The sequence below is a fragment of the Roseateles sp. GW821-FHT09G03 genome (assembly GCF_059416045.1).
The window spans coordinates 1,426,292-1,452,820 of the sequence record NZ_JBWKOK010000001.1 but is presented as its reverse complement, the minus strand read 5'-3'; the positions used below and the strand labels follow the sequence as shown (position 1 = coordinate 1,452,820).

Below are 26,529 nucleotides of genomic sequence, written 5' to 3'. Positions count from 1 at the left end.
CTGGCCGTGGCCAGCCATCGCCTGGAGGCCAAGCAATGAGCGCGCTCTACTGGTTGACCGGACTGATCTCCGCCGGTCTGTTCGTCTATCTCCTGGTCGCCTTGTGGCGGGCGGAGGAGTTCTGACATGACGAACCTCGCCTGGGGCAACCTGGCCCTCTACCTCGCCGTCACGCTGCTGCTCGCGTGGCCGCTCGCCCGCTGGATCACCGCGCTCGCCAAAGGGCAGATGCCCGGCTGGATCGCCGCCATCGAGCGCCCGATCTTCCGCCTCGCCGGCATCAAACCCGATGAAGGCATGGGCTGGAAGCAGTACGCCGTCGCGCTGCTGATCTTCAACTTCATCGGCGTGATCGCCGTCTACGCGCTGCAGCGCCTGCAGGGCGTGCTGCCGCTCAACCCGCAAGGGATGGGCGCCATCAGCCCGGACTCGTCCTTCAACACCGCCATCAGCTTCGTCGCCAACACCAACTGGCAAGGCTACGGCGGCGAGTCGACGATGAGCTACCTCACGCAGATGCTCGCGCTGACGGTGCAGAACTTCCTGTCCGCCGCCACCGGCATCGCGGTCGTGTTCGCGCTGATCCGCGGCTTCGCTTCGCGTCTGTCCGGCCACGTCGGCAACTTCTGGGCCGACATGACACGCTGCACGCTGTGGCTGCTGCTGCCGCTGTCCATCGTGTTCGCGGTCGTCTTCGTCCAGCAGGGCGTGATCCAGAACTTCGACGGCTACCGCACCGTGCAGACCATCGAGGCGCAGGACTACCAGACGCCCAAGCTCGGCGCCGACGGCCAGCCGATGAAGGACGCCAAGGACCAGCCCGTGATGGAGAACCAGCACACGCAGGAGCGGTCGCTTGCGATGGGCCCGGTCGCTTCGCAGGAAGCCATCAAGATGCTGGGCACCAACGGCGGCGGTTTCTTCAACGCCAACTCCGCGCACCCGTACGAGAACCCGACCCCGTTCAGCAACCTGCTGCAGATCGTCGCGATCTTCGTGATCCCGGCCGCGCTGTGCCTGAGCTTCGGGCAACTGGTCGGCGACCGCCGGCAGGGCGCCGCGATCCTGGCCGCGATGAGCGCGCTGTTCATCGTCGGCGTGCTCGTCGCGACACCCGCCGAGCAGGCCGGCAATCCGCTGGTCGCCGCGCAGGGCGTCGACATCCAGGCCACCGAGTTCCAGGCCGGCGGCAACATGGAAGGCAAGGAGACGCGCTTCGGCATCAGCGCCAGCTCGCTGTTCGCGGTCGTGACCACCGCCGCCTCCTGCGGCGCGGTCAATGCGATGCACGACAGCTTCACCCCCATCGGCGGCGCCGTGCCGCTGGTGATGATGCAGCTCGGCGAGGTCGTCTTCGGCGGCGTCGGCACCGGCCTGTACGGCATGCTGGTCTTCGCGATCCTGGCCGTCTTCATCGCCGGCCTGATGATCGGCCGCACGCCCGAGTACCTCGGCAAGAAGATCGAGCCCTTCGAGATGAAGATGAGCGCCGTCGCCATCCTCGTCACGCCCATCGTGGTGCTTGCGGGCACCGCCATCGCGGTCCTCGCGGCAGACGGCAAGGCGGGCATCGCCAACCCGGGCGTGCACGGCTTCAGCGAGATCCTCTACGCCTTCACCTCGGCCGCCAACAACAACGGCAGCGCCTTCGCCGGACTGTCCGCCAACACGCCGTTCTACAACACGCTGCTCGGCATCGCGATGTGGCTCGGCCGCTTCCTGGTCATCGTCCCCGTGCTGGCCATCGCCGGCAGCCTGGCCGCCAAGAAGCGCATCCCCGTCGGCGAGGGCACGCTGCCCACCCACGGCCCGCTGTTCGTCGTCCTGCTCATCGGCACCGTCCTCCTGGTCGGCCTGCTGAACTACGTGCCCGCGCTCGCGCTGGGTCCCGTCGTCGAGCACCTGATGCTCTGGAAGTGACCCTTCGGAGCCCATCATGACCAATCAACTCAAGACCCTCCATACCTCCGTGCCGGCCTCCGCCCGCACCGAGGTCCTCGGCGGCGCCAAGGTGTCCGCGGGACCGCAAGGTCCCCATGGATCCTCCGGCCCGCAAGGTCCGCAAGGACAGGACCCGCAGCCGCCGCGCCCCAACGCCAAGACCGGCATGTGGGACCCCGCGCTGGTGAAGCCGGCGATCCGCGATTCCTTCCTCAAGCTCGCGCCGTCGACCCAGCTGCGCAACCCGGTGATGTTCGTCGTCTACGCCGGCAGCATCCTCACCACCGGCCTGTGGCTGGCGAGCTTCGCCAACCCCGAACTGGCCGGCGCCGAAGGCCCCGGCTTCATGCTGGCCATCGCGCTGTGGTTGTGGTTCACGGTGCTGTTCGCCAACTTCGCCGAGGCGCTGGCCGAAGGCCGCTCCAAGGCGCAGGCCGCGTCGCTGCGCGGCCTGAAGGCCAAGACCTGGGCGAAGAAGCTCGAGACCCCGCGCCACGGCTCGTCCTGGCATCCGGTCGCGTCCGAGGAACTGCGCAAGGGCCATGTCGTGCTGGTGGAAGCCGGCGACCTGGTGCCGCTGGACGGCGAGGTCATCGAAGGTGTCGCCTCGGTCGACGAGAGCGCCATCACCGGTGAATCCGCGCCCGTGATCCGCGAGTCCGGCGGCGACTTCTCGGCCGTCACCGGCGGCACGCGCGTGCTGTCCGACTGGGTCGTCGTGCGCATCGCCGTCAACCCGGGCGAGGCCTTCCTCGACCGGATGATCGCGATGGTCGAAAGCGCCAAGCGCCAGAAGACGCCCAACGAGATCGCGCTGACCATCCTGCTGGTCGCGCTGACGCTGGTGTTCCTGGTCGTCACCGTGACGCTGCTGCCGTACTCGCTGTTCAGCGTGGAAGCGGCGGGCGCGGGCACCGTGGTGTCCATCACCGCGCTGGTCTCACTGCTCGTCTGCCTGATCCCGACGACCATCGGCGGGCTGCTGTCCGCGATCGGCGTCGCCGGCATGAGCCGGCTGATGCAGGCCAACGTCATCGCCACCTCCGGCCGCGCGGTCGAGGCCGCCGGCGACGTCGACGTGCTGATGCTGGACAAGACCGGCACGATCACGCTGGGCAACCGCCAGGCCAGCGCCTTCCTGCCGGCCCCGACGCTGCAGGAGCAGCTGCTGGCCGACGCGGCGCAGCTCGCCTCGCTGGCGGACGAGACGCCGGAAGGCCGCTCCATCGTCGTGCTGGCCAAGCAGCGCTTCAACCTGCGCGAGCGGGAACTGGCGACGCTGCAGGCGCACTTCGTGCCTTTCACCGCGCAGACCCGCATGAGCGGCGTCGACTTCGGCGATCCGGCCGCCCCCAAGCGCCAGCTGCGCAAGGGCGCGGTGGACGCGATCCGCCGCTTCGTCGAGCAGCACGGCGGCCAGATGCCGGCGCAGGTCACCGCGGTGGCCGAGGAAGTCGCGCGCCGCGGCAGCACGCCGCTGGTCGTGGCCGACCTGAACGACGGCCAGGCCCGCGTGCTGGGTGTCGTCGAGCTCAAGGACATCGTCAAGGGCGGCATCAAGGAGCGCTTCGCGCAGCTGCGCAAGATGGGCATCCGCACGGTGATGATCACCGGCGACAACCGCCTCACCGCCGCGGCGATCGCGGCCGAGGCGGGCGTCGACGACTTCCTCGCCGAGGCGACGCCGGAGGCCAAGCTCAAGCTGATCCGCGACTACCAGGCCGAAGGCCGGCTGGTCGCGATGACCGGCGACGGCACCAACGACGCCCCCGCGCTGGCCCAGGCCGACGTGGCGGTGGCGATGGCCAGCGGCACGCAGGCGGCGAAGGAGGCCGGCAACATGGTCGACCTCGATTCGAACCCGACCAAGCTGCTGGAGATCGTCGAGACCGGCAAGCAGCTGCTGATGACGCGCGGCTCGCTGACGACCTTCTCGATCGCCAACGACGTGGCCAAGTACTTCGCCATCATCCCGGCGATGTTCCTGGGCGTGTACCCGCAGCTGGCCGCGCTCAACGTGATGGGCCTGCACAGCCCGGCGTCCGCGATCCTGTCGGCGGTCATCTTCAACGCGCTGATCATCGTCGCGCTCATCCCGCTGGCGCTCAAGGGCGTCGCCTACCGGCCCATCGGCGCGGCCGCGCTCCTGCGCCGCAACCTGTGGATCTACGGCCTCGGCGGCCTGATCGTGCCGTTCGTCGGCATCAAGGCGATCGACCTGCTGCTGGTCGCGCTCCACCTCGTGTGACGCGGAGGAACCCATCATGACAACCACGCAATCCGCCGCTTCGTCGGTTTCACATCCGACCTCCCATTCGCCGCTGCGCATGCTGCGCCCCGCGCTCGTCGGCTTCGTGCTGCTGAGCGCCGTCACCGGCCTGCTGTATCCGGCCCTCGTGACCGGCGTCGCCAAGACGATGTTCCCGTTCCAGGCCGAGGGCAGCCTCATCCTGCAGGACGGCAAGATCGTCGGTTCCGAGCTGATCGGCCAGAACTTCTCGTCGCCGCGCTACTTCTGGGGCCGCCCGTCGGCCACCGGTCCGATGGCCAACAACGCCACCGGCTCCAGCGGCTCCAACCAGGGCCCGACCAACCCCGCGCTGGTCGACGCCGTGAAAGGCCGCCTCTCGGCGCTCAAGGCCGCCGATCCGGGCAACACCGCGCCGGTGCCGGTCGACCTGGTGAGCGCGTCGGCCAGCGGACTCGATCCGCACATCAGCATGGCCGCGGCGCGTTACCAGGCCGCCCGCGTGGCCCGCGAACGCGGCCTGCCGGTCGAGGCCGTCCAGCGCCTGATCCAGGCCAACACCGAGGCCCGCGACCTCGCCGTCCTCGGCGAGCCGCGCGTCAACGTGCTCAAGCTCAACCTGGCGCTGGACAAGGCGCCGGGGCAAAAGGCTGTCGTGCCCGCTGTCGTGCCGGCCGTGGCGCCCGCCGTGGTGCCCGCTTCCGAGCCGACGGCGTAAGCCGCGGCTCGTCCTCGTCTTCTCCACCGTTCCTGCGCAGGGGCCTTGGCCACGGCCGGCCGCCTGCGTGCTTTCTGTCGTCTCCACATTCATGAAAACTCGTCTTCTCTCGCTGTTCCTGATCTCCTCCTGCTTCCTGCACGCCGCCGCGCGCGCCGAGGGTGAGGCGCCCGCCGCCGCGCCCGCGCCCGCCGCGACGCCCGAGCACACCTTCACCGGCAACGTGGCCTTCGTCAGCGACTACCGCTTCCGCGGCATCAGCCAGACCTGGAAGCAGCCCGCCGTGCAGGCCGGCTTCGACTACAGCCACAGCAGCGGCCTGTACCTGGGCACCTGGGCGTCCAATGTCTCGGGCAACAGCTACAACAACGGCGCCGGCATGGAATGGGACCTGTACGGCGGCTACAAGCTGCCGGTGACCGATGCCGTCACGCTGGACGTCGGCGCGTTGGCCTATGTCTATCCCGGCGCGCGTCTGAACGCCGCGCCTGGTCAGCCGACCGCCAACAAGTACGACAACGTCGACCTCTACGCCGCCGTCACGGCGGGCGCCTTCTCGGCCAAGCTGTCGGTCGCCGCGACCGACTACTTCGGTCTGGACAGCGAGACCGCCGGCTACGCCTACTTCAACGCGCTGCCCGCCAAGGGCTCGTCCAAGGGCACGTCCTACCTGGACCTGAACTACGGCTTCGAGCTGGGGCAGGGCTTCAACGCCGGCGTGCACCTCGGCCACCTGTGGGTGCGCAAGTACGGCGACCTCTCGTACACCGACTGGAAGCTGTCCGTGACCAAGGAACTCAAGGATGTCGGCGGCATCACCGTCGGACTCGCGGTGGTGGGCACCGACGCGGAGAAGGCGCTGTACCAGGCGGGCGACTCCGCCGCCGCCCGCGCCAAGCGGCTGGGCAACACCGGCGTCGTGCTGAGCGTCTCCAAGACGTTCTGAGACGGCCGCTGACCGCGTACGGATGCTGCGACCCGATCACTGACGCTGCCTCGATCGCCTTGATCGTCCAGCAAGAGATTCCGCATGCATCCGACGCCGAACAGCTCCTTGTCGCCCTGGCGGGTCGACAACGGCTCCCTGATCCCTTCGACCTCTTCGGGCCCGACGCCCGCGAAGGGGGCCCGCCTCGACCCGCGAGCGACCCGGCAGTCGACGCTCGAACTGGAGCGGCCCGCGCTCATCCGGCCTGACAGTCCGGCCGCCGTCGCGGTGCAGGGCATGGCGGACGACACCGAGGTCGCATGGCCGATGTTCGTGGACCGTCGCGATCCCCTTGGCCCGGAGCACGAGGGGGTCTCCCAGGCCGCACAGGCGTGGCAACTGGGCCACCGCGGACATGACGCACTGGCGGGACGTCTGCCCTCGGCCACGGCGGCCTGGATACGGCGGCTGGAGTTCGCCGATTTCCCGGACGCCAAGGACTGGCGTTGGCTGCCGGCCTATCGGCAACGATGTCCGAACCTGACGGAGATCGTGCTTCCCACAGGCAGCGACGTCGTGGTGCCAGCGCTGAAGGCACATGCCCGCCGTGAACCGGATGGCCGGTGGGTGCTGGACATCGCCGGTCGCGAGGACGGCATCGGCGCGTTCCAGCGGCTCTGCGACGCCCTGGGCCGACCTCTTCACGATGTCGTGGAACGGCCCGGCGTGCTGGGGGCGCTCGGGCGTCCGCGGGTGTTCGCGCAACTGACCCGGGATCTCGCCCTGCTGCGCAGGGACGCATGGATCGGGTCGGCGCTCACCGCGCGCGTGCAGCGGCTGTTGATTGACATCGTCGACGACGATCAGATCGCCGTGCGCTGCGCACTCGCCATCAAGACGCCAAGGACGGTCACGGACCGCTTCAAGGCCCTGGAGGCGATCGCCGCCGATCTGCGACGGGCGCCTTTCCACTTCCCGCGAAGCATGCCGTCCTTGTCCGCGCAGGATGAAGCCGCCCGCATGATGGACGGCCTGCCCCGCTGCCGGGACGCGTCGGCGCGGAGCATGTACGCCACCGAAACGCTCTACCTCCCGGATCGGCCCCGGTGGCTGGATCGCGCCGAGGCCGACGCGATGTCGCGATGCGTGGTCGCCGTGCCGGACGCCACGCTGACCCCGGCGCTTCGCGCCTTCCGCGATGCCGCCCTGCAGGTGTTGAAGCCGGCGCCTGCGTTCGGGGACATGGCGTTCCTGTCCCGGGAGGAGGAGGACCGGGTCACGGACGCGCTCCATCTGGCCCGTGTCTTCGGCCTGAGCGTGTCGTGGCCCCGGGCGGGTGGCCAGACCGTGCGGACGATGCCGGACAACGCGAGGCAGGCGTTGGCGAGCCTGAGGCAGTGGGTGGGCGAGGCCCCGCCCAAGGACGCCTTGCGCCGGGAGCGCTGGTACGTGCATCTGGCGGGTCAGGCGCATCGCGGCCCGTATCCGCCGACCCCCACCGCGGGACTGCTGCGCGGCAATGCCTGGGAAACGGATCTCGACGCACCGCCCGCGGCATGGATCGCGGCCATCGCCCGCTCGCGCGGAGAGGCCCTGGGATTGGAACTGGACCACCGGGGCGAAGCGGTGTTCGATCCTGAAGAGGTCAATCGCGTCCTGGCGGAGCGCTTCGCCTTCGGCATCCGGTTCCGCAGCACGCGTCTGGAAGGAGATCGGCTCCCCGCGGCGCTTCGATGGCCGGACGCCGAATGGCTGGACATCGACCTGAAGGACGAGGATCGGTCCCGGGACGCCCTCTGGGCGAGACGTGTGGGCACCGGACTGGTCCACGACTTCCGCTGCCTGACACGGCTGTCCTCCCGCTACGGCGACTCTGGCAGTGGTACTGGGCCGTTCATGAGCGGCGCGCTGGCGGATGCGCTCGCGGAGCACCATCGGGCGCTGGAAGAAGTGTTCGGGCTGCTGCGGGGCCTGGTATGGAACGGGCGGCAGCGCAACCAGCTGAAGGCGCTCCCCGATGTCATGACCTGGCTCCGGAAGTTCATCCGCCAGTATCAGCAGTCGACGCAGAGCCAGGCTGCAGGCGCGCTGCCGCCGCTGCTGGGACCGGTGCTCTGGCGCGCGCTGGACGACCGGGCCTTCGCGGCGCGATGCGAGGCGCTCATCCGCGCGCAGGACGGCGAATGCGCGGACGCGTATCTGCGGGTCCTGCACCAGATGGCCTTGCTCAAGGACGTCGGCGAGGGCAGCGACGCCGCCACGGCGGTCAGGGTCGCGCTGCAGTTCGCCTGCGAGCTGCGGGCCGACCAGTGGGTGATCGAGACACATGGCGGCTTCGACGAGAACCTCGAGGAGGCGATGCTGCTCAGGCAGGCGGTCCGGGCCCGGTTGGGCGAGCGATTGAGTGAGCGATTGAGTGAGCGATTGGACGGGCGATTAGGCGAGCGATTGGGCGAATCTCGGGGCGAACGTCGAGGCGAGCGGCCGGGCCATGCGCCGGCCGATGCGTTTGAGACCCCCATCTACGCCGCGTTCGGCGTGGCCGGAGACCGGTGGCGTGACGACGAGGTGGCACGCCGGCGCGAGCGGCGGGCCGATGCCCTGATCGCCGCGGAGCTCGAGAGCGGCTGCGACACGTCGCATCAATGCCTGGTGCCCAGCGGGCTGGTCGGCGACTTCCTGTCGAAGGTGCTGGACCGCGAGGCGGGACTGGACGAACTCGCGGCCCGCCTGGTGTCGGACGCGCAGGCCCGATGGGGCGCCGCCGTGGAGGCGGCCGGCGACGACGCCGAGGCCGTCCAGGCCGCCAACGACGCCGCGTCGCAGGCGCTGGCCGGCGTGACCGCCACCGTGGCGGCGCGTCGGCGTGACCAGGTCCTGCCTCATCTGGCGGCGCTGGCCGCACGCCTGTCGGAACGCCGCACCGATGACGCGCCGTCCGCCCCGTCCGTGGCACCCTGATACGACAATCCCCTCCCATGCGCAGCCCCACCGACGACCGACCCGACCCCGATGCGCTGCTGGCCCACCTCCAGCGGCAGGAACAATCCGAAGGCCGCGGCCGGCTGCGCATCTACTTCGGCGCGTCCGCGGGCGTGGGCAAGACCTTCGCGATGCTGCAGGCCGCGCGGCACCTGGCGGACCAGGGCCGCGCGCCGCTGATCGGCGTCGTCGAGACGCACGGCCGGGCCGACACCGCCGCGCTGCTCGACGGCGTGCCGCCGCTGCCTCGTCTGCCGATGCGGCAGGTCGACCACCGCGGCCGCGCGCTGCCGGAGTTCGACCTCGACGGCGCGCTGGAACGATTGAAGGATCAACCGGACGCGCTGATCCTGGTCGACGAGCTGGCGCACTCCAACGTCGCCGGATCGCGGCATCCCAAGCGCTGGCAGGACGTCGAGGAGCTGCTCGCCAACGGCATCAGCGTCTACACGACGGTGAACGTCCAGCACCTGGAGAGCCTGAACGACGTCGTCGGCGGCATCACCGGCGTGCGGGTGCAGGAAACGCTGCCCGACACCTTCTTCGACCGCGCGGACGAGGTCGTGCTGGTCGACACGCCGGCCGACGAGCTGCTCGCGCGCCTGAAGGCCGGCAAGGTCTACCAGGGCGCGCAGGCCGAGCGCGCCGGCCAGCACTTCTTCCGCAAGGGCAACCTGATGGCGCTGCGCGAGCTCGCGCTGCGCCGCACGGCCGACCGCGTCGAGGACGACGTGCAGGCCTGGCGCAGCAACGAGCGCATCGCGGCGGTGTGGAAGACCGAGGCCGCGATCCTCTGCGCGATCGGCCCCGGCGACGAGGCCGAGTCGATCGTGCGCAGCGCCGCGCAGCTCGCGCAGCAGCTGGCGGTGAGCTGGCATGCGGTCTACGTCGAGACGCCGGCCTTGCACCGCCTGCCCGACGCGCGCCGCGAGCGCAGCCTGCGCGTGGTGCGGCTGGCGCAGGACCTGGGCGCGACCACGGCGGTGCTGGCCGCGCAAGACCCGGCACAGGCGCTGGCCGATTACGCGCGCGAGCACAACCTGTCCAAGCTGCTGATGGGGCGGGGCGCGCCCCCGTCGCCGTCATCGCTGCGCCGCTGGGGCAGCCGCGACCTGGCGGCGCACCTGGGGCGCGCGGCGCCGGAGCTGGACCTGATCCAGGTCGGCGCGTCGGCGACCCAGCGCAGCAACGAGGACGACCCCGGTCCGACCTTCGGCGCCGCGCCGCGGCGCTACGTCTGGGCGACGCTGGCCTGCGCCGGCGTGGCCGCGGTCTGCTGGCCGCTGTCGCACCGCATCGCCAACGACAACATCGTCATGCTGTTCCTGCTCGGCGTGGTGGGCGTCGCCATGCGCTGGGGGCGCGGGCCGGCGGTGCTGGCGAGTTTCCTCAGCGTCGCGCTGTTCGACTTCCTCTTCGTCGCGCCGCGGCTGAGCCTGGCGGTCAGCGACGTGCAATACCTGATCACCTTCGTCGTGATGCTGGCGGTGGGCCTGATCACCGGGCAGTTGACTGCGGGGCTGCGCTACGAGGCGCGCGTGTCGTCGGAGCGCGAGGCGAGGGCGCGCGGACTCTTCGAGCTCACCCGCGAACTGGCCGGCGCGCTGCAGACTGAGCAGGTCATCGCCACGGCGGAGCAGCAGCTCGCGCTGCAGTTCGGCGGACGGGCGCTGCTGCATGTGCTCGACGACGACGACCGGCTGCAGCCGTCGCCGACGGAGGAGACCCTGTCGATCGGCGACCGCTCCGATGCCGGCACCGCACGTTGGGCGCTGGACCACGAGCAGGCCGCCGGCCTGGGCACCGACACGCTGCCGGGCAGCCAGTGGTTCTACCTGCCGCTGCGCGCGCCGATGCGCACGCGTGGCGTGTTGGCGCTACGGCCCGGCGACGCGCAGACGCTGATGCTGCCGGAGCGCCGCGCGCAGCTGGAGACGGCCGCGCGCATCGCGGGCCAGGCGCTGGAGCGCGTGCACTACGTCGAGGTCGCGCAGCAGGCGCTGCTGCAGATCGAGTCGGAGCGGCTGCGCAACTCGCTGCTGTCGGCGCTGTCGCACGACCTGCGCACGCCGCTGGCCGCGCTGCAGGGCCTGGCCGAGACGCTGGCCAAGCGCGATCTGGATCCCGGCGCCGCCGAGACCGCGCTGGCGATCGAGCAGCAGTCGCTGCGCATCAACGCGATGGTGCACAACCTGCTGGACATGGCGCGGCTGCAGAGCGGCGCGCTCAAGCTCAACCGGCAGTGGCAGCCGGTGGACGAGGTCATCGGCAGCAGCCTGCAGCTGATGGGTTCGGCGCTCGCGCGGCACCGCGTGGTGCTGGACGTCCCGGCGACCCTGCCGCTGGTGGAACTGGACGCGGTGCTCATCGAGCGCGTGCTGGCCAACCTGCTGGAGAACGCCGCGAAGTACACGCCGCCCGGGAGCGAGATCCGCGTGATCGCCCGCACGCACGGTGCGGGCGGATCGGGCGGTGGCGGCGATCTCGTCGAGGGCCCCGGCGAGATGCGCCTGTCCGTCGAGGACAACGGCCCCGGCCTGCCGCCCGGGCGCGAGGAGGCGCTGTTCGAGAAATTCACGCGCGGCCACAGCGAGTCGCACCTGCCCGGCGTGGGCCTGGGCCTGGCGATCTGCCGTGCCATCATGCAGGCGCACGGCGGCCGCATCTGGGCGGAGCGCGCGACGCCGCAGGGTGGGGCGCGATTCAGCCTGGCGTTGCCGCTGGGCGAGCCGCCGGCGCTGCCGGCCTTCGAGGAAGACAGGGAACCCCCACCGTGAGCGAGCCGCAGTCGAATGTTGTCCCCGTGGCGTTGATCGTCGAGGACGAACCCAACATCCGCCGCTTCGTGCGCCTGGCCCTGGAGGGCGAGGGCTGGACCGTGCACGAGACCGGCACGCTGCGCCAGGGCCTGATCGACGCGGGGACGCGGCGGCCCGATCTGGTCATCCTCGACCTGGGCCTGCCCGACGGGGACGGCCAGGACTTCCTGCGCGACCTGCGCGCGTGGTCGGCGGTGCCGGTGATCGTGCTGTCGGCGCGCGGCGCCGAGGACGACAAGATCGCGGCCCTGGACCACGGCGCCGACGACTACCTGAGCAAGCCCTTCGGCGTCGGTGAGCTGATGGCGCGCGTGCGCGTCGCGCTGCGGCGCAGCCAGGCGCGGTCCGGCGAGCAGCAGGACCCGGCCTTCCGCTTCGGCGACGTCGAGATCGACCTGGCCGCGCGCCGTGTGCGCCGCGATGGCGAGGACGTGCACCTCACGCCGATCGAGTACCGCCTGCTCAGCCACCTGATCGGCAACGCCGGCAAGGTGTTGACGCACCGCCAACTGCTGAAGGCGGTGTGGGGGCCGGCACACGTGGAGCAGAACCACTACCTGCGCGTCTACATGGGCAACCTGCGCCAGAAACTCGAGGTGGAGCCGGCGAGTCCCAAGCACCTGTTGACGGAGACCGGGGTGGGGTATCGGCTGATGCCCTGAGTTGTCAGGCGACGAACCGGATCGCCGGAGTGCGTGACTCCATCGGTCCGTCCAACCTGATTCCGGGATCGTCGTGCTTCCGCCTGCTGCCTCCTTCGCCTCTCGTGTCCACGACGATCGGTCGGCCCCTGCGTCCGGTGCCGGACCTCGTCCGACGATCCTGTCCTTTGCGGAGGCCCGGGCGATCCGGGAGGAATTCGAGGATCTGGCGCAATCCATGGGACGCCTGGCGCAGAAGGAGGGCCCTTTGCGGCCCCCGATCGTCTATCCGCCCGCCTGGGACACCTCGTTCGAGGGCATCAACGCCGAGGCGGCGCGGGAGGCGACCCATTGCATCAGGGAAGTCCTCCACACCCGGTCGCTCGGATCGTCCAAGTCCTTCAACAAGTGGCCGCGCGCCCAGGCCTTGCCGCCCGAAGCCCCGGAGCATCGGTGTGTCACCCGGTTCCGATTCGACCCGGCGAACGTGTCGGCGCGGCTCCTGCGGGTGTTCGACTCCTTGGCGGCCTGGCAGCAGTCCCGGGTGAACTGCAGCGGACTGAGCGTCGCAGCCCAGGACTATCTCGGGGAACGTTTCCCGGACATCCAGACCTCCCTGCTGCACCTGGACGGCGACCACATGGTGGTGGTGGTCGGTTCGGTGCACGAGCGGCTGGTGGACGTGCCGCTGGCGCGTTGGCCGCCGCATCTCCAGGTCTGCGATCCCTGGGCCCACCTGTGCTGCCCGGTGCGGGACTATCCCGACCGTTTCCGGGAGCAGATGTCGAAGTGGGAACGGGACGGCAAGCAGCTGCTGCTGGACGAGTGCTGGCAGCCGCCCGTCGATCCCCAGTGGCTGGCCTGCGCGGACGGCGCGTCCCGGATGGTCATCCGCCAGCGGCACATTTGCGGCCAGTCCGACGACAGGGAGGTGGTCAACGGTAGCATTGACCCCGCGCCCACCCCGGGCGAACGCGCGACAACACGCTCACCAGGAGACAACTCATGATCCAGCAGGCCCAGGTTGAACTCGCCAAGACCTTCTTCGAGCAGTCGAAGAAGGCGTTCGAACAGAACTACGCCGCGTGGAGCACGGTGCTCTCATCGCAGAAGGCCATCCTGGAATCGATGCGCGCCGGCGGTGCGCCCTTCGAGGTCGCCGCCGACCAGTTCCAGAAGCTGATCGATTTCCACGAGCAGCAGTTCCGCGTCACCGCCGACTTCATGACCAAGCTGCAGGCGGACTACGTCAAGGTGGTGCAGCAGAAGACCAAGTGAGACAGGTCTTCCAGCCCGGCCGGCTCACGGTCGGGTTGATGACGCCCGTCGACGCGCGGCCCGACCGGCTGGCCGACGTCGGCGAGGCGCTCGAGCTGGCCGCGCTCGCGGACCGGCTCGGCTTCGCGGCGCTGTGGACGCGGGACGTCCCGCTGATGGTGCCGCAGGGCAGCGACAACACGGCGAGCGCGCTCGACGATCCCTTCCTGTGGCTGGCCGCGCTGGCCGGCGCGACGCGCGAGATCGCCGTCGGCGCCGCCGCGATTGTGCTGCCCCTGCGGCATCCGCTGCATGTGGCGAAGGCCGCGCTGTCGCTGGACCGGTTCAGTGGCGGACGCTTCATCCTCGGCATGGGCTCGGGCGACCGGCCCGCGGAGTTCGCGGCCTTCGGCGAGGACCTGGATCAGCGCGCGGAGAGCTTCCGCAGCCGTTGGGCCATCGTGCGCGCGGCGCTGTCGCCCGACGCCGATGAACGCGCGGCGGTGGTCGCCGCGACCGGTGGTTTCGAGGTGCTGCCCGCGCCGGCGCAACGGATCCCGATGATCGTCGTGGGCTCGGCGCGGCAGTCGCTGCAATGGACGGCGACGCACGCGGATGCGTGGGCCACCTATCACCGCGAGGAAGCGCGGCAGGAAGGCCGCATCGAGCTGTGGCAGCGCGCGCTGGAACAGAAGGGCGTCGGCGCCAAGCCGTTCGTGCAGTCGGTGCAGCTGGAGCTGCTCGCCGATCCGGATGCGGCTCCGGAGCCGCTCGAGCTCGGCCTGCGCACCGGACGCCACGCGTTGATCGCCTATCTGCGGCGCCTGCACGCGATGGGCGTGGCCCATGTGCTGTTCAATCTCGGGCGGGGGCGACCGGCGCGCGAGGTCATCGAGGAACTCGGTCGCGAGGTGTTGCCGCAGCTCGAGCGATGAATCTCGACGAGCGCGCGGGACTCGTCCCCGATCCCGGTGTCGGATCGTTGCATCAAGGCCGGTTGACGCGGCAGCCCATGCGTTGAAGAATCGCGCCCACGCCGGACGGCTACGTCCGCGCGCGTTCCAACCTCTTCACTGTCCAGGAGGTGCCCCATGAAGATCCGTACGTCCATCCACTGCTGATTGCCGACGACTGCATCTCTGCAGCATCGTGTCGGCGCCGTCTGCGCCCGCGAAGGCTGCGGCACCGGTTCCTGACGCCCCCGACGCCTGCCATGAGGCCGGCGGGGCACGAAACCTCCCGCGACTTCTCCCAGCGACTCTGCCTGGTCCATCGGACCGGCAGTGACACGACCGCGCACGCGACACGTCCGTCGGTTCCCTGACCCCACCAGGACCCGCCCGCGCCAACAACGCGGCGGGTGACGGACCCCATGTATTTGCAATCCCTGCCGCTGCTGCGCTACCCGCGCACGGCGCACCTCGCGGGCAGCCGCCTGCAGGCGGGCGACTCCGCCCATGACCAGATGCCGCTCGCGGCGCTCGACGGCTGCCATGTCGTCATCGAGGAAAAACTCGACGGCGCCAACGCCGGCATCTCGTTCAGCGACGGCGGCGATCTGCTGCTGCAGTCGCGCGGCCATTACCTCATCGGCGGATTCGGTGAACGCCAGTTCAACCCGATGAAGATCTGGGCGCTCGCGCATGAGCACCGGCTGATCGACCGCCTCGAGGACCGCTACGTGCTGTACGGCGAGTGGGCCTATGCCAAGCACAGCATCTGGTACGACCGGCTGCCGCATTACTTCAACGAGTTCGACGTCTACGACCGCGCCACTTCGCGTTTCCTGTCGACGCCGCGCCGTCATGCGCTGCTGGCGGGTTCGCCGGTGCTGTCCGTGCCCGTGCTGTATGCGGGCCCGATGCCGACGGATCCCAAGCTGCTGTGGAAGCTGGTGGCGCGCTCGCTGGCGAAATCGCCCGACTGGCGCGCGGCCTTCGAGGCCGCGACACGGCGCGAATCGCTGCCGCTCGACCTGTGCTGGAAGCAGACCGACAAGGCCGACCAGTCCGAAGGCCTCTACCTGAAGGTCGAGGACCAGGACCAGGTGCTCGGCCGGTTCAAGCTGGTGAGAGCGTCCTTCACGCAGACGATCCTCGACAGCGAGACCCACCATGCCCGTCGACCGATCCTGCCGAACGCGCTGGCGCCGGGGGCGGATCTCTTCGCAGAACGGCCCCCGGTGACCTGGGGCGATCTCGGCCTGGAAACGATCACGTCGCTGCCGGCGTTGAAGGCCATGGCGGCGACATCGACGATGCCGGCGAGGAAGGCCGCGTCGCGCGACGACGATGAACATCGATGTCCCTAAGCCGGACGGAGGAGAGAACCATGAACAGTCAATGGAAAGACATCCAGGCACTGGTGCCCGAAGCGGGACGATGTCCGGACTTCGCGGCCTGCCTGACGGCGTTCCCTGTGCTGGAACTTGCCAAGACCACGCCGCAGGATCCGCGTTATCACGCGGAGGGCGACGTCTGGACGCACACGAGGATGGTGATCGAGGAACTGCTCGCTTTGCCCGACTATCAGGCCGCGAGTCGCGCCGACCAGGAGGTCCTGTTCCTGGCCGCGCTGCTGCACGACGTGTCCAAGCATGCAACGACCGTGATCGATCCGGTGACGGGCGCCATCGGCCAGCCTGGCCACTCGCGCATGGGCGCGATCGATGCCCGCGCGCTGCTCTGGGATGCGGGCATGCCGTTCGAGCAGCGCGAGGCGGTCTGTCGCCTGATCGCCGTGCACCAGGTGCCATTCTTCGCGCTGGCCGATTCGAGGCGCGGCCTGTCGCCCGAGTTCATCGTGCGCGAGTTGTCATGCCGGCTGAGCCTGCCGCTGCTGGCGGCCCTGGCCGAGGCTGACATGCGCGGGCGCGTCTGCGAGGACCGCGACCGCGTGCTCGATCACATCGAGTTGTTCCGGGAACTGGCGCGGGAAGAGGGTTGCTACGGTCAAGCGCGGGCGTTCGCGGACGCGCACACGCGGGTCAGCTACTTCCGGGGCGCGGACGTGCATCCCGACTACGCGCTGTTCCAGGAGCCCGGCGCTCGCGTGACCGTGATGTGCGGCCTGCCCGCGTCCGGCAAGGACACGTGGGTGGCGGCGCACCGACGCGGCCTGCCGGTGGTGTCCTTCGACGATGCGCGCTCGGACCTCGGCCTGCGGCACGGACAGAATGAAGGCAAGGTCGCGCATGCCGCGGTGGACAAGGCGAAGTCGTTGCTGCGCGCCAGGACGCCGTTCGTGTGGAATGCCACCCACCTGAGCCAGCAGATGCGCGACAAGACGCTGGATCTGCTCTTCGCCTACGGCGCGGAGGTGGAGATCGTCTACCTCGAGCGTCCGCGCGCGGAGCTGCTGCGCCGCAACGACCGGCGGGACACCTCGCTGTCCAACAGCGCGCTGCAAGGCATGCTGAGGAAGTGGGAGCTGCCGGTGCCGACGGAGGCGCACGTGGTGCGTTATTGCCCGGCCGATTGACGGCGACTGGCGACAGACGAACTTCGGAGGGATGTTCGCGACTGAGCGGTTTTCACTTGAAAACTGCCCGATGAAGCTGCCCCTCATCGCCTATGAAATCGTCGGCCACCGCCCCGGAGAAGATCCGCCCAAGATCTGCCATGGCGAGATCGTGCCGCCGACTGTCGACGAGCGATGGCGGGATCTGTTGCCGCTGAAGCTTCGCCGCACGGACGACGCGAGCCTGGCGGAGCGCTTGAGGCGGCAGTTCCTCGGGCGCGCCTACCGCGCGGACGAGCGCTGCGTTGAAGGACTCCCCGCGGTGCCGGTGAAGAAGGACAGGTCCGACGTCGGCGGGCCAGGGCGCCGGAACCGGGAGGCCGCCATCGATTCCCTGCAGAAAGTCCGGTTGGCCCTCTACGACCGCCGGTTCAACGGATCCGAGAAATCGAACAACAAGCGGGGCCCGCGAGACGTGGCGAGGCAACAGGAGGCATGGGACGCGGAGCCCGACATCTCCCGGTTCATCCTGGGCGCGCAGGAGCTGACGCCGGGCAGCGCGGCGAAGGCCGCTTCGAGATCGATCGATGTCTGGAGCTCCCGCACCCTCAATTGCGGCGCCCTCGCGTCGGCGGCCCAGGACTACCTGATGCATCAATGTCCGACGCTGCAGACCTCGACGGTCGTCGTGGGGGGTATCCACGGCCTGGTGGCGATCGGCACGGTCGACGCAGCTATCGCACGCCTGCCTTTGGCGCAATGGCCTCGCCATGTCCATGTGTGCGACCCCTGGGCCAATCTGACGTGTCCGGCGCCGGACTATCCGCAACGTTTCGTGGACAAGCTGGCCCGATGGGAGGCGCGCGGCAAGGAACTCTTCATTGCAGGGCAGTGGACGTCTCCGCTCGACGAGCGATGGACGTCCTGCGTGCAGGGCGTTCCTCGTGTCTATGTCCGTCGGCACTACCGCGACGGGCAGTTCCTCGAATCCCCGCTGGGGCAGGACACCCGCGGCACCGTGCGCTGACGCGATCATGAAGTGCGCGGCGGGAACCTTGCCGGGACGTTCGCCACTGACTGGTTTTCATTTGAAAGCCCCGCGATGCTGCCGCGCTTGACCTCCAACCCTTTCGTCGACCCTCAGCTCGATCACAGGCCTACGACGGCCCCCGATGGCAGGGAGGTGTCAGCGGATGATCAGGCGTGCTGGCTGGAAGCGCTGCCGCTGAAGATTCGCCGCCCCGAGGGTGCCGTCCTGGCCCATCGCATGAGAGAACAGTTCATCGAGCGGGCCACCCTGGCGCTCAGTCGTGCCCCTGAAGGGCTCAACGCACCCCTGGTGGAAGAGGACAGGTCCGACCTCGGGGGAGATGGCGAGCGGAACAGCCAGGCCGCCATCGAGGCCTTGGAGGCGGTTCAACTGGCGCTCTACGACCGCAAGTACAGCTACACCATCAAATCAGGCAACAAGTGGCCCCTGCGGTATGGGGAGCCGAAGGGATCCAGCTTGCAAGGCGGCGTGACGCCGCCCACAGTCATGTTGTTTGAAGACGACCCGGCCCAGGCGGCGGGCAGATCGATCGACATCTGGAAATCCAACTACATCAACTGCGGCGCCCTGGCGGCCGCAGTCCAGGACTATCTGATGCATGAACGGCCGGAGGTGCAGACCTCGTCGTTCCACTTCGGAGGAATGCATGCGTTTGCGCTGGTGGGCACGGTGGATCAGTCGTTCGCTCGTCGGCCGTTCTGGCAATGGCCTCGCCATGTCCATGTGTGCGACCCTTGGGCGAATCTGACCTGCCAGATGCCTGACTATCCCAAGCTCTTCGTGGAGAAGATGGCCAAATGGGAGTCGGATGGCAAGAAGCTTCGTCTCGACGAAAAGGGGTGGACCTCTCCGCTGGACGAGCGCTGGACATCCTGCGTGCAGAGCAGTCGTCGGGCTGTCTTCACTCGACGCCACTACAGTGACGGCCAGTTTCTCGAAACCAGACTGGCGTCGATCTGACGGCGGGCGAGGGGGCTCAGCCGCGCGTCGCCCAACCCGCCATCCAGCGATCGACGACCTGGCCGAGCACCGTCCGCAGCCCCGCGCCCTGCGCGGCGGCATCGCGCCGCATCGCGTCCAGCGGAACTCGCGCCTGTGCCAGCTCGCCCGCGTGCCCGATCAACCACTGCTCCAGGCGTGCGGGATCGCTCTCCAGGTGGAACTGCAGCGCGAGCGCGAAGCCTTCGAGGGCGAAGGCCTGGTTCGGGCACAGCGGCGTCGTCGCGAGGCTGGCCGCGCCGTCGGGGATCTCGAACTGGTCGCCATGCCAGTGCATCACGGGCTGGCCGCCCGCGAGCGGCGCGAGCGCGGAGTCACGGCCGGTGTCGGTGAGCGTCAGCGGCGCGAAGCCGATCTCCTTGCGGCCGTGTGCCATCGGCCGCACATCGGCGCCGAGCGCGCGGGCCATCAGTTGCGCGCCGAGGCAGACGCCGAGCAGCGGACGCTGTGATGCGATGCGGCGGCGGATGAGCGCGATCTCGTCGTTGAGGTACGGATAGAGCGCATCGTCGTACGCGCCGATCGGGCCGCCGAGCACCACCAGCAGATCGACCGCGTCGAGGTCCACCTCGCGCAGGTCGTCGACGCCCGCGTCCAGCGTGACGAAGCGCTCGAAGCCGCGCTCCGTCAGCACCGGCCGCAGCAGGCCGAGGTCTTCGAAAGCCAGGTGGCGGACGGCGAGGACGGTCTTGGACGTGGACATCGAGGCGGTGCGTTGAACGCGGAAGCGGGTGGGGATCCCTCCAGTATCCGTGCCCGCAACACCTGGCACCGCTCAGGAGCGCTTCGGATCGTCCAAACGACGTACCCCTTCGTCCAACCACAACGCCGATGTTGATGCTGATGCCGACGTCGACCGGGAGGATGACGTCGCCGCGCCGCCGCCGGCCCGGACGGCGGCGCGCGGGGTCAGACGAGGTCAGGCCGGATGAGGATGCCGTCCTGCTGCCGGTCCCTTGCGGATGCGCCAGGCCTGCACTGCCATCAGGATCACGAAGAGCAGGAACACGACGCCGATCGCCTTCTGCAGTGCCGGATCGTCGGGGCCGGTGAACAGCGGAGCACCGACGGGCACGCGGGTGAAGGTCTCGTTGAGGCCGGGGATCATGTGGCAGAACAGCGTGAAGCTGTAGCCCAGCGTTTCCGCATACGGGGAGAGCCCGCCGAGGAAGCGCGTGCGATGCGCCGCGACGGCGATGACCAGGGTGACGAGCGTGACGATCGCCAGCACGTGCGCGATGTTGAAACCGCCGTGACGGAAGATGCCGAACGCGGTCAGGCAGGTGATCACCGTGCACCACAGGTAGGTGCGGCCGAGGGTGGACTGGCCGTCGATGCGGCCGTTGCGGAAGATCAGGGCGTAGCCGGCCACCAGGGCCACCAGCGCGAACGCCGTGTGCACGGCGCCAAGGAGGGTCAGACCGAACATGAGTGCTCCCTGCGGAGCCGCGTCGCCGCGGCGGGCCGGAGCGCGGCGCGCTCCTGCGGACACCATAGAGGGTGTGCCGCCGCGCGCGCATCGGTCGGATGGGGGAGGGCGCGGTGCGGGATTTCCCGGATCTCCCAGGCCCTCATGCCCTCATCGCCCGCAAAGAGCAATGCCAACGGTGGCGACGGCCGCCACCGTGGCGGCGACTCAGCGTCGCATGTGCCGCGGCGCGGCGCGGGCGGTCACGCCGCGCGTGCGCCGAAGACCGGCGGCCGGTCGAGCTGACCGATCCAGTGCCGGTACACGCTCGTCGCCGCGCCACGCAGACGCGCCAGGCGTTCGGGCAGCGCGGCCAGGATCTCGGCCTCGCTCTGCACCGTCACGCTGCGTCCGCGGCTCAGCTCTTCGCGTCCCTGCGCGCACCAGTCGCGCAGGCTTTGCTCGGTCACTTCCAGATGGCTCTGGAGCCCGATGTGCGGGCCCAGCGAGAACCCCTTGTTCAGGCAGTTCGAGCCGAACAGCGTCCGCGTCGCGCCGGCCGGGATCTGGAAGCTGTCGTAGTGCCAGTTGAAGCTCAGCAGGCGATCCTCCCCGCCGAACAGCCCGCGGGCCGCCGGGGTGATCCACAGCTCGCGCCAGCCGATGTCGGGCCGGGGGTTGCGGGCCACGCCGGCACCCATCGCGCGCGCCAGCTGCTGCGCGCCGAAGCAGTGGCCGAGGATGGGCCGGCTGTGCCGCAGCGCGTCGATCAGGAGGGCCTGCTCTGCGCGGATCCAGGGCGTGCCGTCGTTGACGCCGTGGTCGCTGCCCAGCAGCACCAGGCCGCTGAACGCGCCCGCCGTCCGCGGCAGGGTGTCGCCCAGGTCGGGCCGCAGCAGATGCACCGGCACGTCATGCGCGCGCAGGCACTGGAGCAGATAACCCGGGCCTTGCGCGGGCTCGTGCTGGAGGATCAACACCGGTCTCATTCGAAGGGGCGCGGATCGCGCGCCGTTGTTTCGGTGAAGGAAGCGTAGGCAAGGCCATGTCAAGGCGGGGGCAAGACCTGACGCGCCGGTATCAAGAAATGATCAAGAATCGACTGGCGATGCTCGAAACCACCTACACCCCCAGCCTCGACCTCGTCCATCGCGTGACCCGCGTGCTGGGCCGTCCGGAGCTCCTCGAGCAGCTCGGATATCCCCCAGAGCCGCACTACCGCCGGCTGTGGCGCCAAGCCGTCTGCGCACTGCTGAGCGGCCTGCTGGTGACCATGCTCATCGTCGCGGTCACCTCGGGCGATCGGATCTGGCCCTGGCAACTGCTGCTGATCAGCGTCGTCGCCTACTTGTCGGGCGCCCTGGCGGTGGCCTACTTCAGCGAGTACAGCAACCAGCGGTTCCTGACGACCTTGCTCGACACGACCCACCGCCTCAAGATCTCCCTGGCGGAGGAAGGCGTCCACATGGAGGTCAACTCGACGCGGTCCTTCACGCCCTGGACCGTCGTGCGCAAGGTGCTGCTGAGCGAGGAGTTCGTGTTGATCATCCGCGAGGACGCCGTGCTCTACGTGCCGGTCTCCGCCTTCCCGGACGACGAGGCCGCGCTGGCCTTCACCGCGTACGCCTCGGCACGGGCGCGCGAGGCCGGACAGCCGGTCGACGGATCGCCCGCCGCCTGAAGGCGCGATGCCACAATCCGGCGATGAACTCGCCGCCCTCGCGCCTGCCGCGCGTCACCGTCCAGACCGCCGATTTCGACCTCAGCGCCGAGACGTTGGCGCTGCGCGCCGGGGACGGCGGCGTCGGCGCGGTGGTGAGCTTCGTCGGCACGGTGCGTGACGGCGCGGACGGCACGCCCGTGTCGCTGATGGAGCTCGAGCACTATCCCGGCATGACCGAGGCCGCCATCGAGGCGATGGTCGACGAGGCATTCCGGCGCTTCGACATCCGCGGCGCGCGGGTCATCCATCGCGTCGGCGCGCTGCAGCCGCGCGACCAGATCGTGCTCGTGCTCGTGAGCTCGCGCCATCGCGGCCAGGCTTTCCAGGCCTGCGAGTTCCTGATGGATTACTTGAAGACGCAGGCGCCGTTCTGGAAGAAGGAACACGGACCGGACGGTGCCCGCTGGGTGGACGCGCGTGTCGCCGACGACGAGGCGCTCGCGCGATGGGGCATCAACGTGGAGGGGAACGGTCGATGAGCTGGATGCAGGTGGTGGCGGTGTCCGTCGGGGCGTCGGGCGGCGCGCTTGCGCGCTGGGGCGCGGGGTTGATGTTGAACACGAAGTGGCAGGGTTTCCCGTTGGGCACGCTGGCCGTCAACATCGTCGGCGGCTTCCTGATCGGCATGGCGCTGGAGTGGTTCGGCCGTTATCCCAACGACATGCTCAAGCTGTTGCTGGTCACCGGCTTCCTCGGCGGCCTCACGACCTTCTCGTCCTTCTCCGGCGAATCGCTGTCGCTGCTCCAGCGCGGCGAATTCCTGATGGCGCTGTCTCACTCGGCCGCGCACGTCGTCGGCTCGCTGGCCGCCGCCGCGGCCGGGCTCAAGGTGATGCAGATGATGACGTCGGCCTGAGACTTACCCGGCCTGGGCACAGCCGTTGCCGCTTCTGTCATTGAAAGGGACTGTTGGCGCCTCTTGAAAATTGGGGTCACAGTCCTACTTGGGTTCGCAACGGAGGTTTTTACCCATGCGAGTCGACAAGCTCACCACGAGATTTCAGGAAGCGCTGGCCGAGGCCCAAAGCCTGGCGGTGACGCGCGACAACCCCTATATCGAACCCGTCCACGTGCTGGCCGCGATGCTGGCGCAGGACGAAGGTCCCAAGGCGCTGCTGGAGCGCGCCGGCGTCAAGGTCCCCGCGCTCAAGAGCGCCCTGGACGGCATCCTCACCGGCCTGCCGCAGGTGCAGGGCGAGGGCCAGCAGGTCCAGCCCAGCCGCGACCTGGTCAGCCTGCTCCAGAACGCGGAGAAGGAAGCCTCCAAGCGCGGCGACCACTTCATCGCCAGCGAGATGTTCCTGCTGTCGCTGGCCGACGCCAAGAGCGACCTGGCCGGCGTCGTGCGCGGCCACGGGCTCACCCGCAAGGCGCTGGAGGCGGCGGTGGAAGCCGTGCGCGGCGGCCAGAAGGTCGACAGCCAGGAATCCGAAGGCCAGCGCGAGGCGCTGAAGAAGTACACCCTGGACCTGACCGAGCGCGCCCGCGCCGGCAAGCTGGATCCGGTCATCGGCCGCGACGACGAGATCCGCCGCGCCATCCAGGTGCTGCAGCGCCGCACGAAGAACAACCCCGTGCTCATCGGCGAACCCGGCGTCGGCAAGACCGCCATCGTCGAAGGCCTGGCGCAGCGCATCGTCAACGAGGAAGTGCCCGAGAGCCTGAAGGGCAAGCGGGTGCTGTCGCTGGACATGGCCGGCCTGCTCGCGGGCGCCAAGTTCCGCGGTGAATTCGAGGAACGCCTGAAGTCCGTGCTCAAGGAAGTCGCCGCCGACGAAGGCCGCATCATCCTGTTCATCGACGAGATCCACACCATGGTCGGCGCCGGCAAGGCCGAGGGCGCCATCGACGCCGGCAACATGCTCAAGCCCGCGCTCGCGCGCGGCGAGCTGCACTGCATCGGCGCGACCACGCTGGACGAATACCGCAAGTACGTCGAGAAGGACGCCGCGCTGGAGCGCCGCTTCCAGAAGGTGCTCGTCGACGAACCGACCGTCGAAGCGACCATCGCCATCCTGCGCGGCCTGCAGGAGAAGTACGAGGTCCACCACGGCGTCGAGATCACCGACCCGGCCATCGTCGCCGCGGCCGAGCTCTCGCACCGCTACATCACCGACCGCTTCCTGCCCGACAAGGCCATCGACCTGATCGACGAGGCCGCGGCCAAGATCAAGATCGAGATCGACTCCAAGCCCGAGGCGATGGACCGGCTCGACCGCCGCATGATCCAGCTCAAGATCGAGCGCGAGGCCGTGCGCAAGGAGACCGACGAGGGCTCGCTGCGCCGCTTCGCCCTGATCGAGGAAGAGCTGCTCAAGCTGCAGCGCGAGTACAACGACCTGGAAGAGATCTGGACCACCGAGAAGGCGCAGGCCCAGGGCTCCGCGCACGTCAAGGAAGAGATCGACCGCATCAAGTTCCAGATCGAGGAACTCAAGCGCAAGGGCGACTTCAACAAGGTCGCCGAGCTGCAGTACGGCAAGCTGCCCGACCTGGAGAAGCGCCTCAACGAGGCGCAGGCCAAGGAGATGGGCAAGGCCAAGGACAAGAGCCAGCCGCAGCTGCTGCGTACCATGGTCGGCGCCGAGGAGATCGCCGAGGTGGTCGCCCGCGCGACCGGCATCCCCGTGGCCAAGCTGATGCAGGGCGAGCGCGACAAGCTGCTGCAGATGGAAGACAAGCTGCATGAGCGCGTGGTCGGCCAGGACGAGGCCATCGTCGCGGTCGCGGATGCGATCCGGCGCTCGCGCGCCGGACTGTCCGATCCGGACAAGCCGCTGGGCAGCTTCCTGTTCCTGGGCCCGACCGGCGTCGGCAAGACCGAGCTGTGCAAGGCGCTGGCGGGCTTCCTGTTCGACAGCGAGGACCACATGATCCGCATCGACATGAGCGAGTTCATGGAGAAGCACTCGGTCAGCCGGCTGATCGGCGCGCCTCCGGGCTACGTCGGCTACGACGAGGGCGGCTACCTGACCGAGGCCGTGCGGCGCAAGCCCTACAGCGTGCTGCTGCTCGACGAGGTCGAGAAGGCGCACCCGGACGTGTTCAACGTGCTGCTGCAGGTGCTGGACGACGGTCGGTTGACCGACGGCCAGGGCCGTACCGTGGACTTCAAGAACTGCGTGGTCGTGATGACGTCCAACCTGGGCTCGCAGCACATCATGGCCTTGCAGGGCGAGCCCGACGAGGTCATCCGCGACGCGGTGTGGGGCGAGGTCAAGGCGCACTTCCGGCCGGAGTTCCTCAACCGCATCGACGAGACGGTGATCTTCCATGCGCTGGGCGCGGACCACATCAAGTCGATCGCGAGGATCCAGCTGCGCCAGCTCGAGCAGCGGCTCGACAAGCTGGAGATGAAGCTCGACGTCAGCGACGAGGCCCTGGCCGAACTGGCCAAGGTCGGCTTCGATCCGGTCTTCGGGGCGCGGCCGCTCAAGCGCGCGATCCAGCAGCGGATCGAGAACCCGCTGTCCAAGCTGATCCTGCAGGGCCGTTTCGGTCCGAAGGATGTGATCCCGGTGAGCGTGGAAACGTCAGCCGGCGGAGAGCCTGGCGAGTTTTCGTTCGGACGAGTGGTGCACTGACGCTTCGGGGCGCCGGTGCCGGGTCTTGCCCGGCGCGGCGCATCAGCGCAGTTTCTCCAGAACCTCGGATCTGAACTCGCGCTGGTACAGCACGTACAGCACACCAGCCGTGGACAGGGCCAGCGCCCAGGGCGAGAAGAACCAGGCCACGACGGGGAACGCGAGGTAGTAGCCGCGCAAGCCGTCGTTGAAGGCCTCGGCCGCCATGCCGACGACGGCACCGGCGCGATCGGCGAACTGCTCGCGCGCTTCAGTCGCTTCAGGTCCCATCTGTGCGAACTGCCCCGCCTCCGGCGCGGACGCCACCAGCAACGCGCCGAAGGTGTACTGCCGCATGCTCCAGGTGAAGCGGAAGAAGGCATACACGAAGATGCCGGTCAGCAGCGCCAGCTTGATGTCGAACGCCAGCGTGCTCGTCTTGACCGCGAAGGGCAGTCCCAGCACCAGCGCGCTGGTCTGCTCGCTCGCCCCCAGCGCGGCCAGCAGGCCGCCGATGATCAGGATGGTCGTGGAGGCGAAGAAAGACGGGCTCGACAGCAGCGCCTGGCTGACCGCGCCGTCCAGCACCCGCATCTCGCGGTAGGTCAGCTGCAGCATCCACTGGCGCCGCACGCGGTTGGTGATGGCCAGCAGCGAGCCGCGGCCGTCCGCATGCCGCTTGGAGAACTGGGCGTAGCCGACCCAGGCCAGGAAGAACAGGCCCAGCGAGGCCCAATCGAGCAGCGGCAGCGCGGCCAGCAGTTGTCGAAGCGATTGCATCGCGCGAGTGTA

The 26,529-nt window shown here is 69.3% G+C and carries 23 protein-coding genes; 19 read left to right on the top strand and 4 right to left on the bottom strand.

Translation table 11 applies throughout. From position 1 onward, the window contains the following. The first annotated feature begins 35 nt into the window (after nucleotides 1-35). The 15 genes from kdpF to AC07OZ_RS06400 all read left to right on the top strand — a co-directional run bounded on the left by kdpF (nucleotide 36) and on the right by AC07OZ_RS06400 (nucleotide 19,004). Nucleotides 36-125, top strand: a complete 90-nt coding sequence (gene kdpF / locus AC07OZ_RS06470; RefSeq protein WP_297525706.1) for a K(+)-transporting ATPase subunit F — start codon at nucleotides 36-38, stop codon at nucleotides 123-125. Nucleotide 126: 1 nt separating this feature from the next. Further along, on the top strand, nucleotides 127-1,920 hold the full coding sequence (gene kdpA / locus AC07OZ_RS06465) for a potassium-transporting ATPase subunit KdpA (RefSeq protein WP_495466324.1): 1,794 nt from the start codon (nucleotides 127-129) through the stop codon (nucleotides 1,918-1,920). Between the two features lie 187 nt (nucleotides 1,921-2,107). Continuing rightward, entirely contained in the window at nucleotides 2,108-4,189 is a 2,082-nt protein-coding gene (gene kdpB / locus AC07OZ_RS06460; RefSeq protein ID WP_495466494.1) for a potassium-transporting ATPase subunit KdpB, read from the top strand. Between the two features lie 79 nt (nucleotides 4,190-4,268). After that, nucleotides 4,269-4,907, top strand: a complete 639-nt coding sequence (gene kdpC / locus AC07OZ_RS06455; RefSeq protein ID WP_495466493.1) for a potassium-transporting ATPase subunit KdpC — start codon at nucleotides 4,269-4,271, stop codon at nucleotides 4,905-4,907. A 91-nt stretch (nucleotides 4,908-4,998) separates the two neighbouring features. After that, nucleotides 4,999-5,853, top strand: a complete 855-nt coding sequence (locus tag AC07OZ_RS06450) for a TorF family putative porin (protein WP_495466323.1) — start codon at nucleotides 4,999-5,001, stop codon at nucleotides 5,851-5,853. An 84-nt stretch (nucleotides 5,854-5,937) separates the two neighbouring features. Then, entirely contained in the window at nucleotides 5,938-8,796 is a 2,859-nt protein-coding gene (locus AC07OZ_RS06445; RefSeq protein ID WP_495466322.1) for a hypothetical protein, read from the top strand. A gap of 17 nt (nucleotides 8,797-8,813) precedes the next feature. Then, nucleotides 8,814-11,594 carry a DUF4118 domain-containing protein gene (locus AC07OZ_RS06440; protein ID WP_495466321.1) on the top strand — a complete coding sequence of 927 codons (2,781 nt, stop codon included), beginning with the start codon at nucleotides 8,814-8,816 and terminating at the stop codon, nucleotides 11,592-11,594. Next, nucleotides 11,591-12,298, top strand: coding sequence for a two-component system response regulator KdpE (kdpE, locus tag AC07OZ_RS06435; RefSeq protein WP_495466320.1), 708 nt, complete (start codon nucleotides 11,591-11,593; stop codon nucleotides 12,296-12,298). Before AC07OZ_RS06440 ends, kdpE begins: the two co-directional genes overlap by 4 nt. A 217-nt stretch (nucleotides 12,299-12,515) precedes the next feature. Continuing rightward, complete coding sequence (locus AC07OZ_RS06430; RefSeq protein ID WP_495466319.1) at nucleotides 12,516-13,286, top strand: hypothetical protein; 771 nt, start codon at nucleotides 12,516-12,518, stop codon at nucleotides 13,284-13,286. Next, a complete protein-coding gene (locus AC07OZ_RS06425) occupies nucleotides 13,283-13,555 on the top strand; it encodes a hypothetical protein (RefSeq protein ID WP_495466318.1) in 273 nt (90 codons plus the stop codon). The genes AC07OZ_RS06430 and AC07OZ_RS06425 overlap by 4 nt, the downstream gene beginning before the upstream one ends. After that, nucleotides 13,552-14,469 carry a TIGR03571 family LLM class oxidoreductase gene (locus tag AC07OZ_RS06420; protein WP_495466317.1) on the top strand — a complete coding sequence of 306 codons (918 nt, stop codon included), beginning with the start codon at nucleotides 13,552-13,554 and terminating at the stop codon, nucleotides 14,467-14,469. Before AC07OZ_RS06425 ends, AC07OZ_RS06420 begins: the two co-directional genes overlap by 4 nt. A 437-nt stretch (nucleotides 14,470-14,906) precedes the next feature. After that, nucleotides 14,907-15,845: an RNA ligase family protein gene (locus AC07OZ_RS06415; protein ID WP_495466316.1), complete on the top strand. Its 939-nt coding sequence runs from the start codon at nucleotides 14,907-14,909 to the stop codon at nucleotides 15,843-15,845. A 20-nt stretch (nucleotides 15,846-15,865) separates the two neighbouring features. Then, a complete protein-coding gene (locus AC07OZ_RS06410; protein ID WP_495466315.1) occupies nucleotides 15,866-17,014 on the top strand; it encodes an AAA family ATPase in 1,149 nt (382 codons plus the stop codon). A 31-nt stretch (nucleotides 17,015-17,045) separates the two neighbouring features. After that, nucleotides 17,046-18,020 (top strand): hypothetical protein, encoded by a 975-nt coding sequence (locus AC07OZ_RS06405; RefSeq protein ID WP_495466314.1) that lies wholly within the window; start codon nucleotides 17,046-17,048, stop codon nucleotides 18,018-18,020. Between the two features lie 75 nt (nucleotides 18,021-18,095). Further along, on the top strand, nucleotides 18,096-19,004 hold the full coding sequence (locus AC07OZ_RS06400) for a hypothetical protein (RefSeq protein WP_495466313.1): 909 nt from the start codon (nucleotides 18,096-18,098) through the stop codon (nucleotides 19,002-19,004). Nucleotides 19,005-19,020: 16 nt separating this feature from the next. Here AC07OZ_RS06400 and AC07OZ_RS06395 read toward each other — a convergent pair whose 3' ends face one another. From AC07OZ_RS06395 to AC07OZ_RS06385, 3 genes are all read right to left on the bottom strand, one after another. Continuing rightward, nucleotides 19,021-19,746, bottom strand: a complete 726-nt coding sequence (locus AC07OZ_RS06395; protein WP_495466312.1) for a glutamine amidotransferase — start codon at nucleotides 19,744-19,746, stop codon at nucleotides 19,021-19,023. Nucleotides 19,747-19,962: 216 nt separating this feature from the next. Next, entirely contained in the window at nucleotides 19,963-20,472 is a 510-nt protein-coding gene (locus tag AC07OZ_RS06390) for a DUF2306 domain-containing protein (protein ID WP_495466311.1), read from the bottom strand. Between the two features lie 242 nt (nucleotides 20,473-20,714). Next, on the bottom strand, nucleotides 20,715-21,431 hold the full coding sequence (locus tag AC07OZ_RS06385; RefSeq protein ID WP_495466310.1) for a type 1 glutamine amidotransferase: 717 nt from the start codon (nucleotides 21,429-21,431) through the stop codon (nucleotides 20,715-20,717). A gap of 107 nt (nucleotides 21,432-21,538) precedes the next feature. On the opposite strand from AC07OZ_RS06385, the gene AC07OZ_RS06380 reads away from it, so the two are divergent. The 4 genes from AC07OZ_RS06380 (at nucleotide 21,539) to clpB (ending at nucleotide 25,758) form a co-directional block, all read left to right on the top strand. After that, entirely contained in the window at nucleotides 21,539-22,132 is a 594-nt protein-coding gene (locus AC07OZ_RS06380; protein WP_495466309.1) for a hypothetical protein, read from the top strand. Nucleotides 22,133-22,155: 23 nt separating this feature from the next. Beyond that, nucleotides 22,156-22,653 carry a molybdenum cofactor biosynthesis protein MoaE gene (locus AC07OZ_RS06375; protein ID WP_495466308.1) on the top strand — a complete coding sequence of 166 codons (498 nt, stop codon included), beginning with the start codon at nucleotides 22,156-22,158 and terminating at the stop codon, nucleotides 22,651-22,653. Beyond that, entirely contained in the window at nucleotides 22,650-23,030 is a 381-nt protein-coding gene (crcB, locus tag AC07OZ_RS06370; protein WP_495466307.1) for a fluoride efflux transporter CrcB, read from the top strand. Before AC07OZ_RS06375 ends, crcB begins: the two co-directional genes overlap by 4 nt. Before the next feature lie 115 nt (nucleotides 23,031-23,145). Continuing rightward, nucleotides 23,146-25,758 carry an ATP-dependent chaperone ClpB gene (gene clpB, locus AC07OZ_RS06365; RefSeq protein ID WP_495466306.1) on the top strand — a complete coding sequence of 871 codons (2,613 nt, stop codon included), beginning with the start codon at nucleotides 23,146-23,148 and terminating at the stop codon, nucleotides 25,756-25,758. Nucleotides 25,759-25,800: 42 nt separating this feature from the next. Here clpB and AC07OZ_RS06360 read toward each other — a convergent pair whose 3' ends face one another. Then, entirely contained in the window at nucleotides 25,801-26,517 is a 717-nt protein-coding gene (locus AC07OZ_RS06360; protein WP_495466305.1) for a DUF599 domain-containing protein, read from the bottom strand. Between the last annotated feature and the right edge of the window lie 12 nt (nucleotides 26,518-26,529).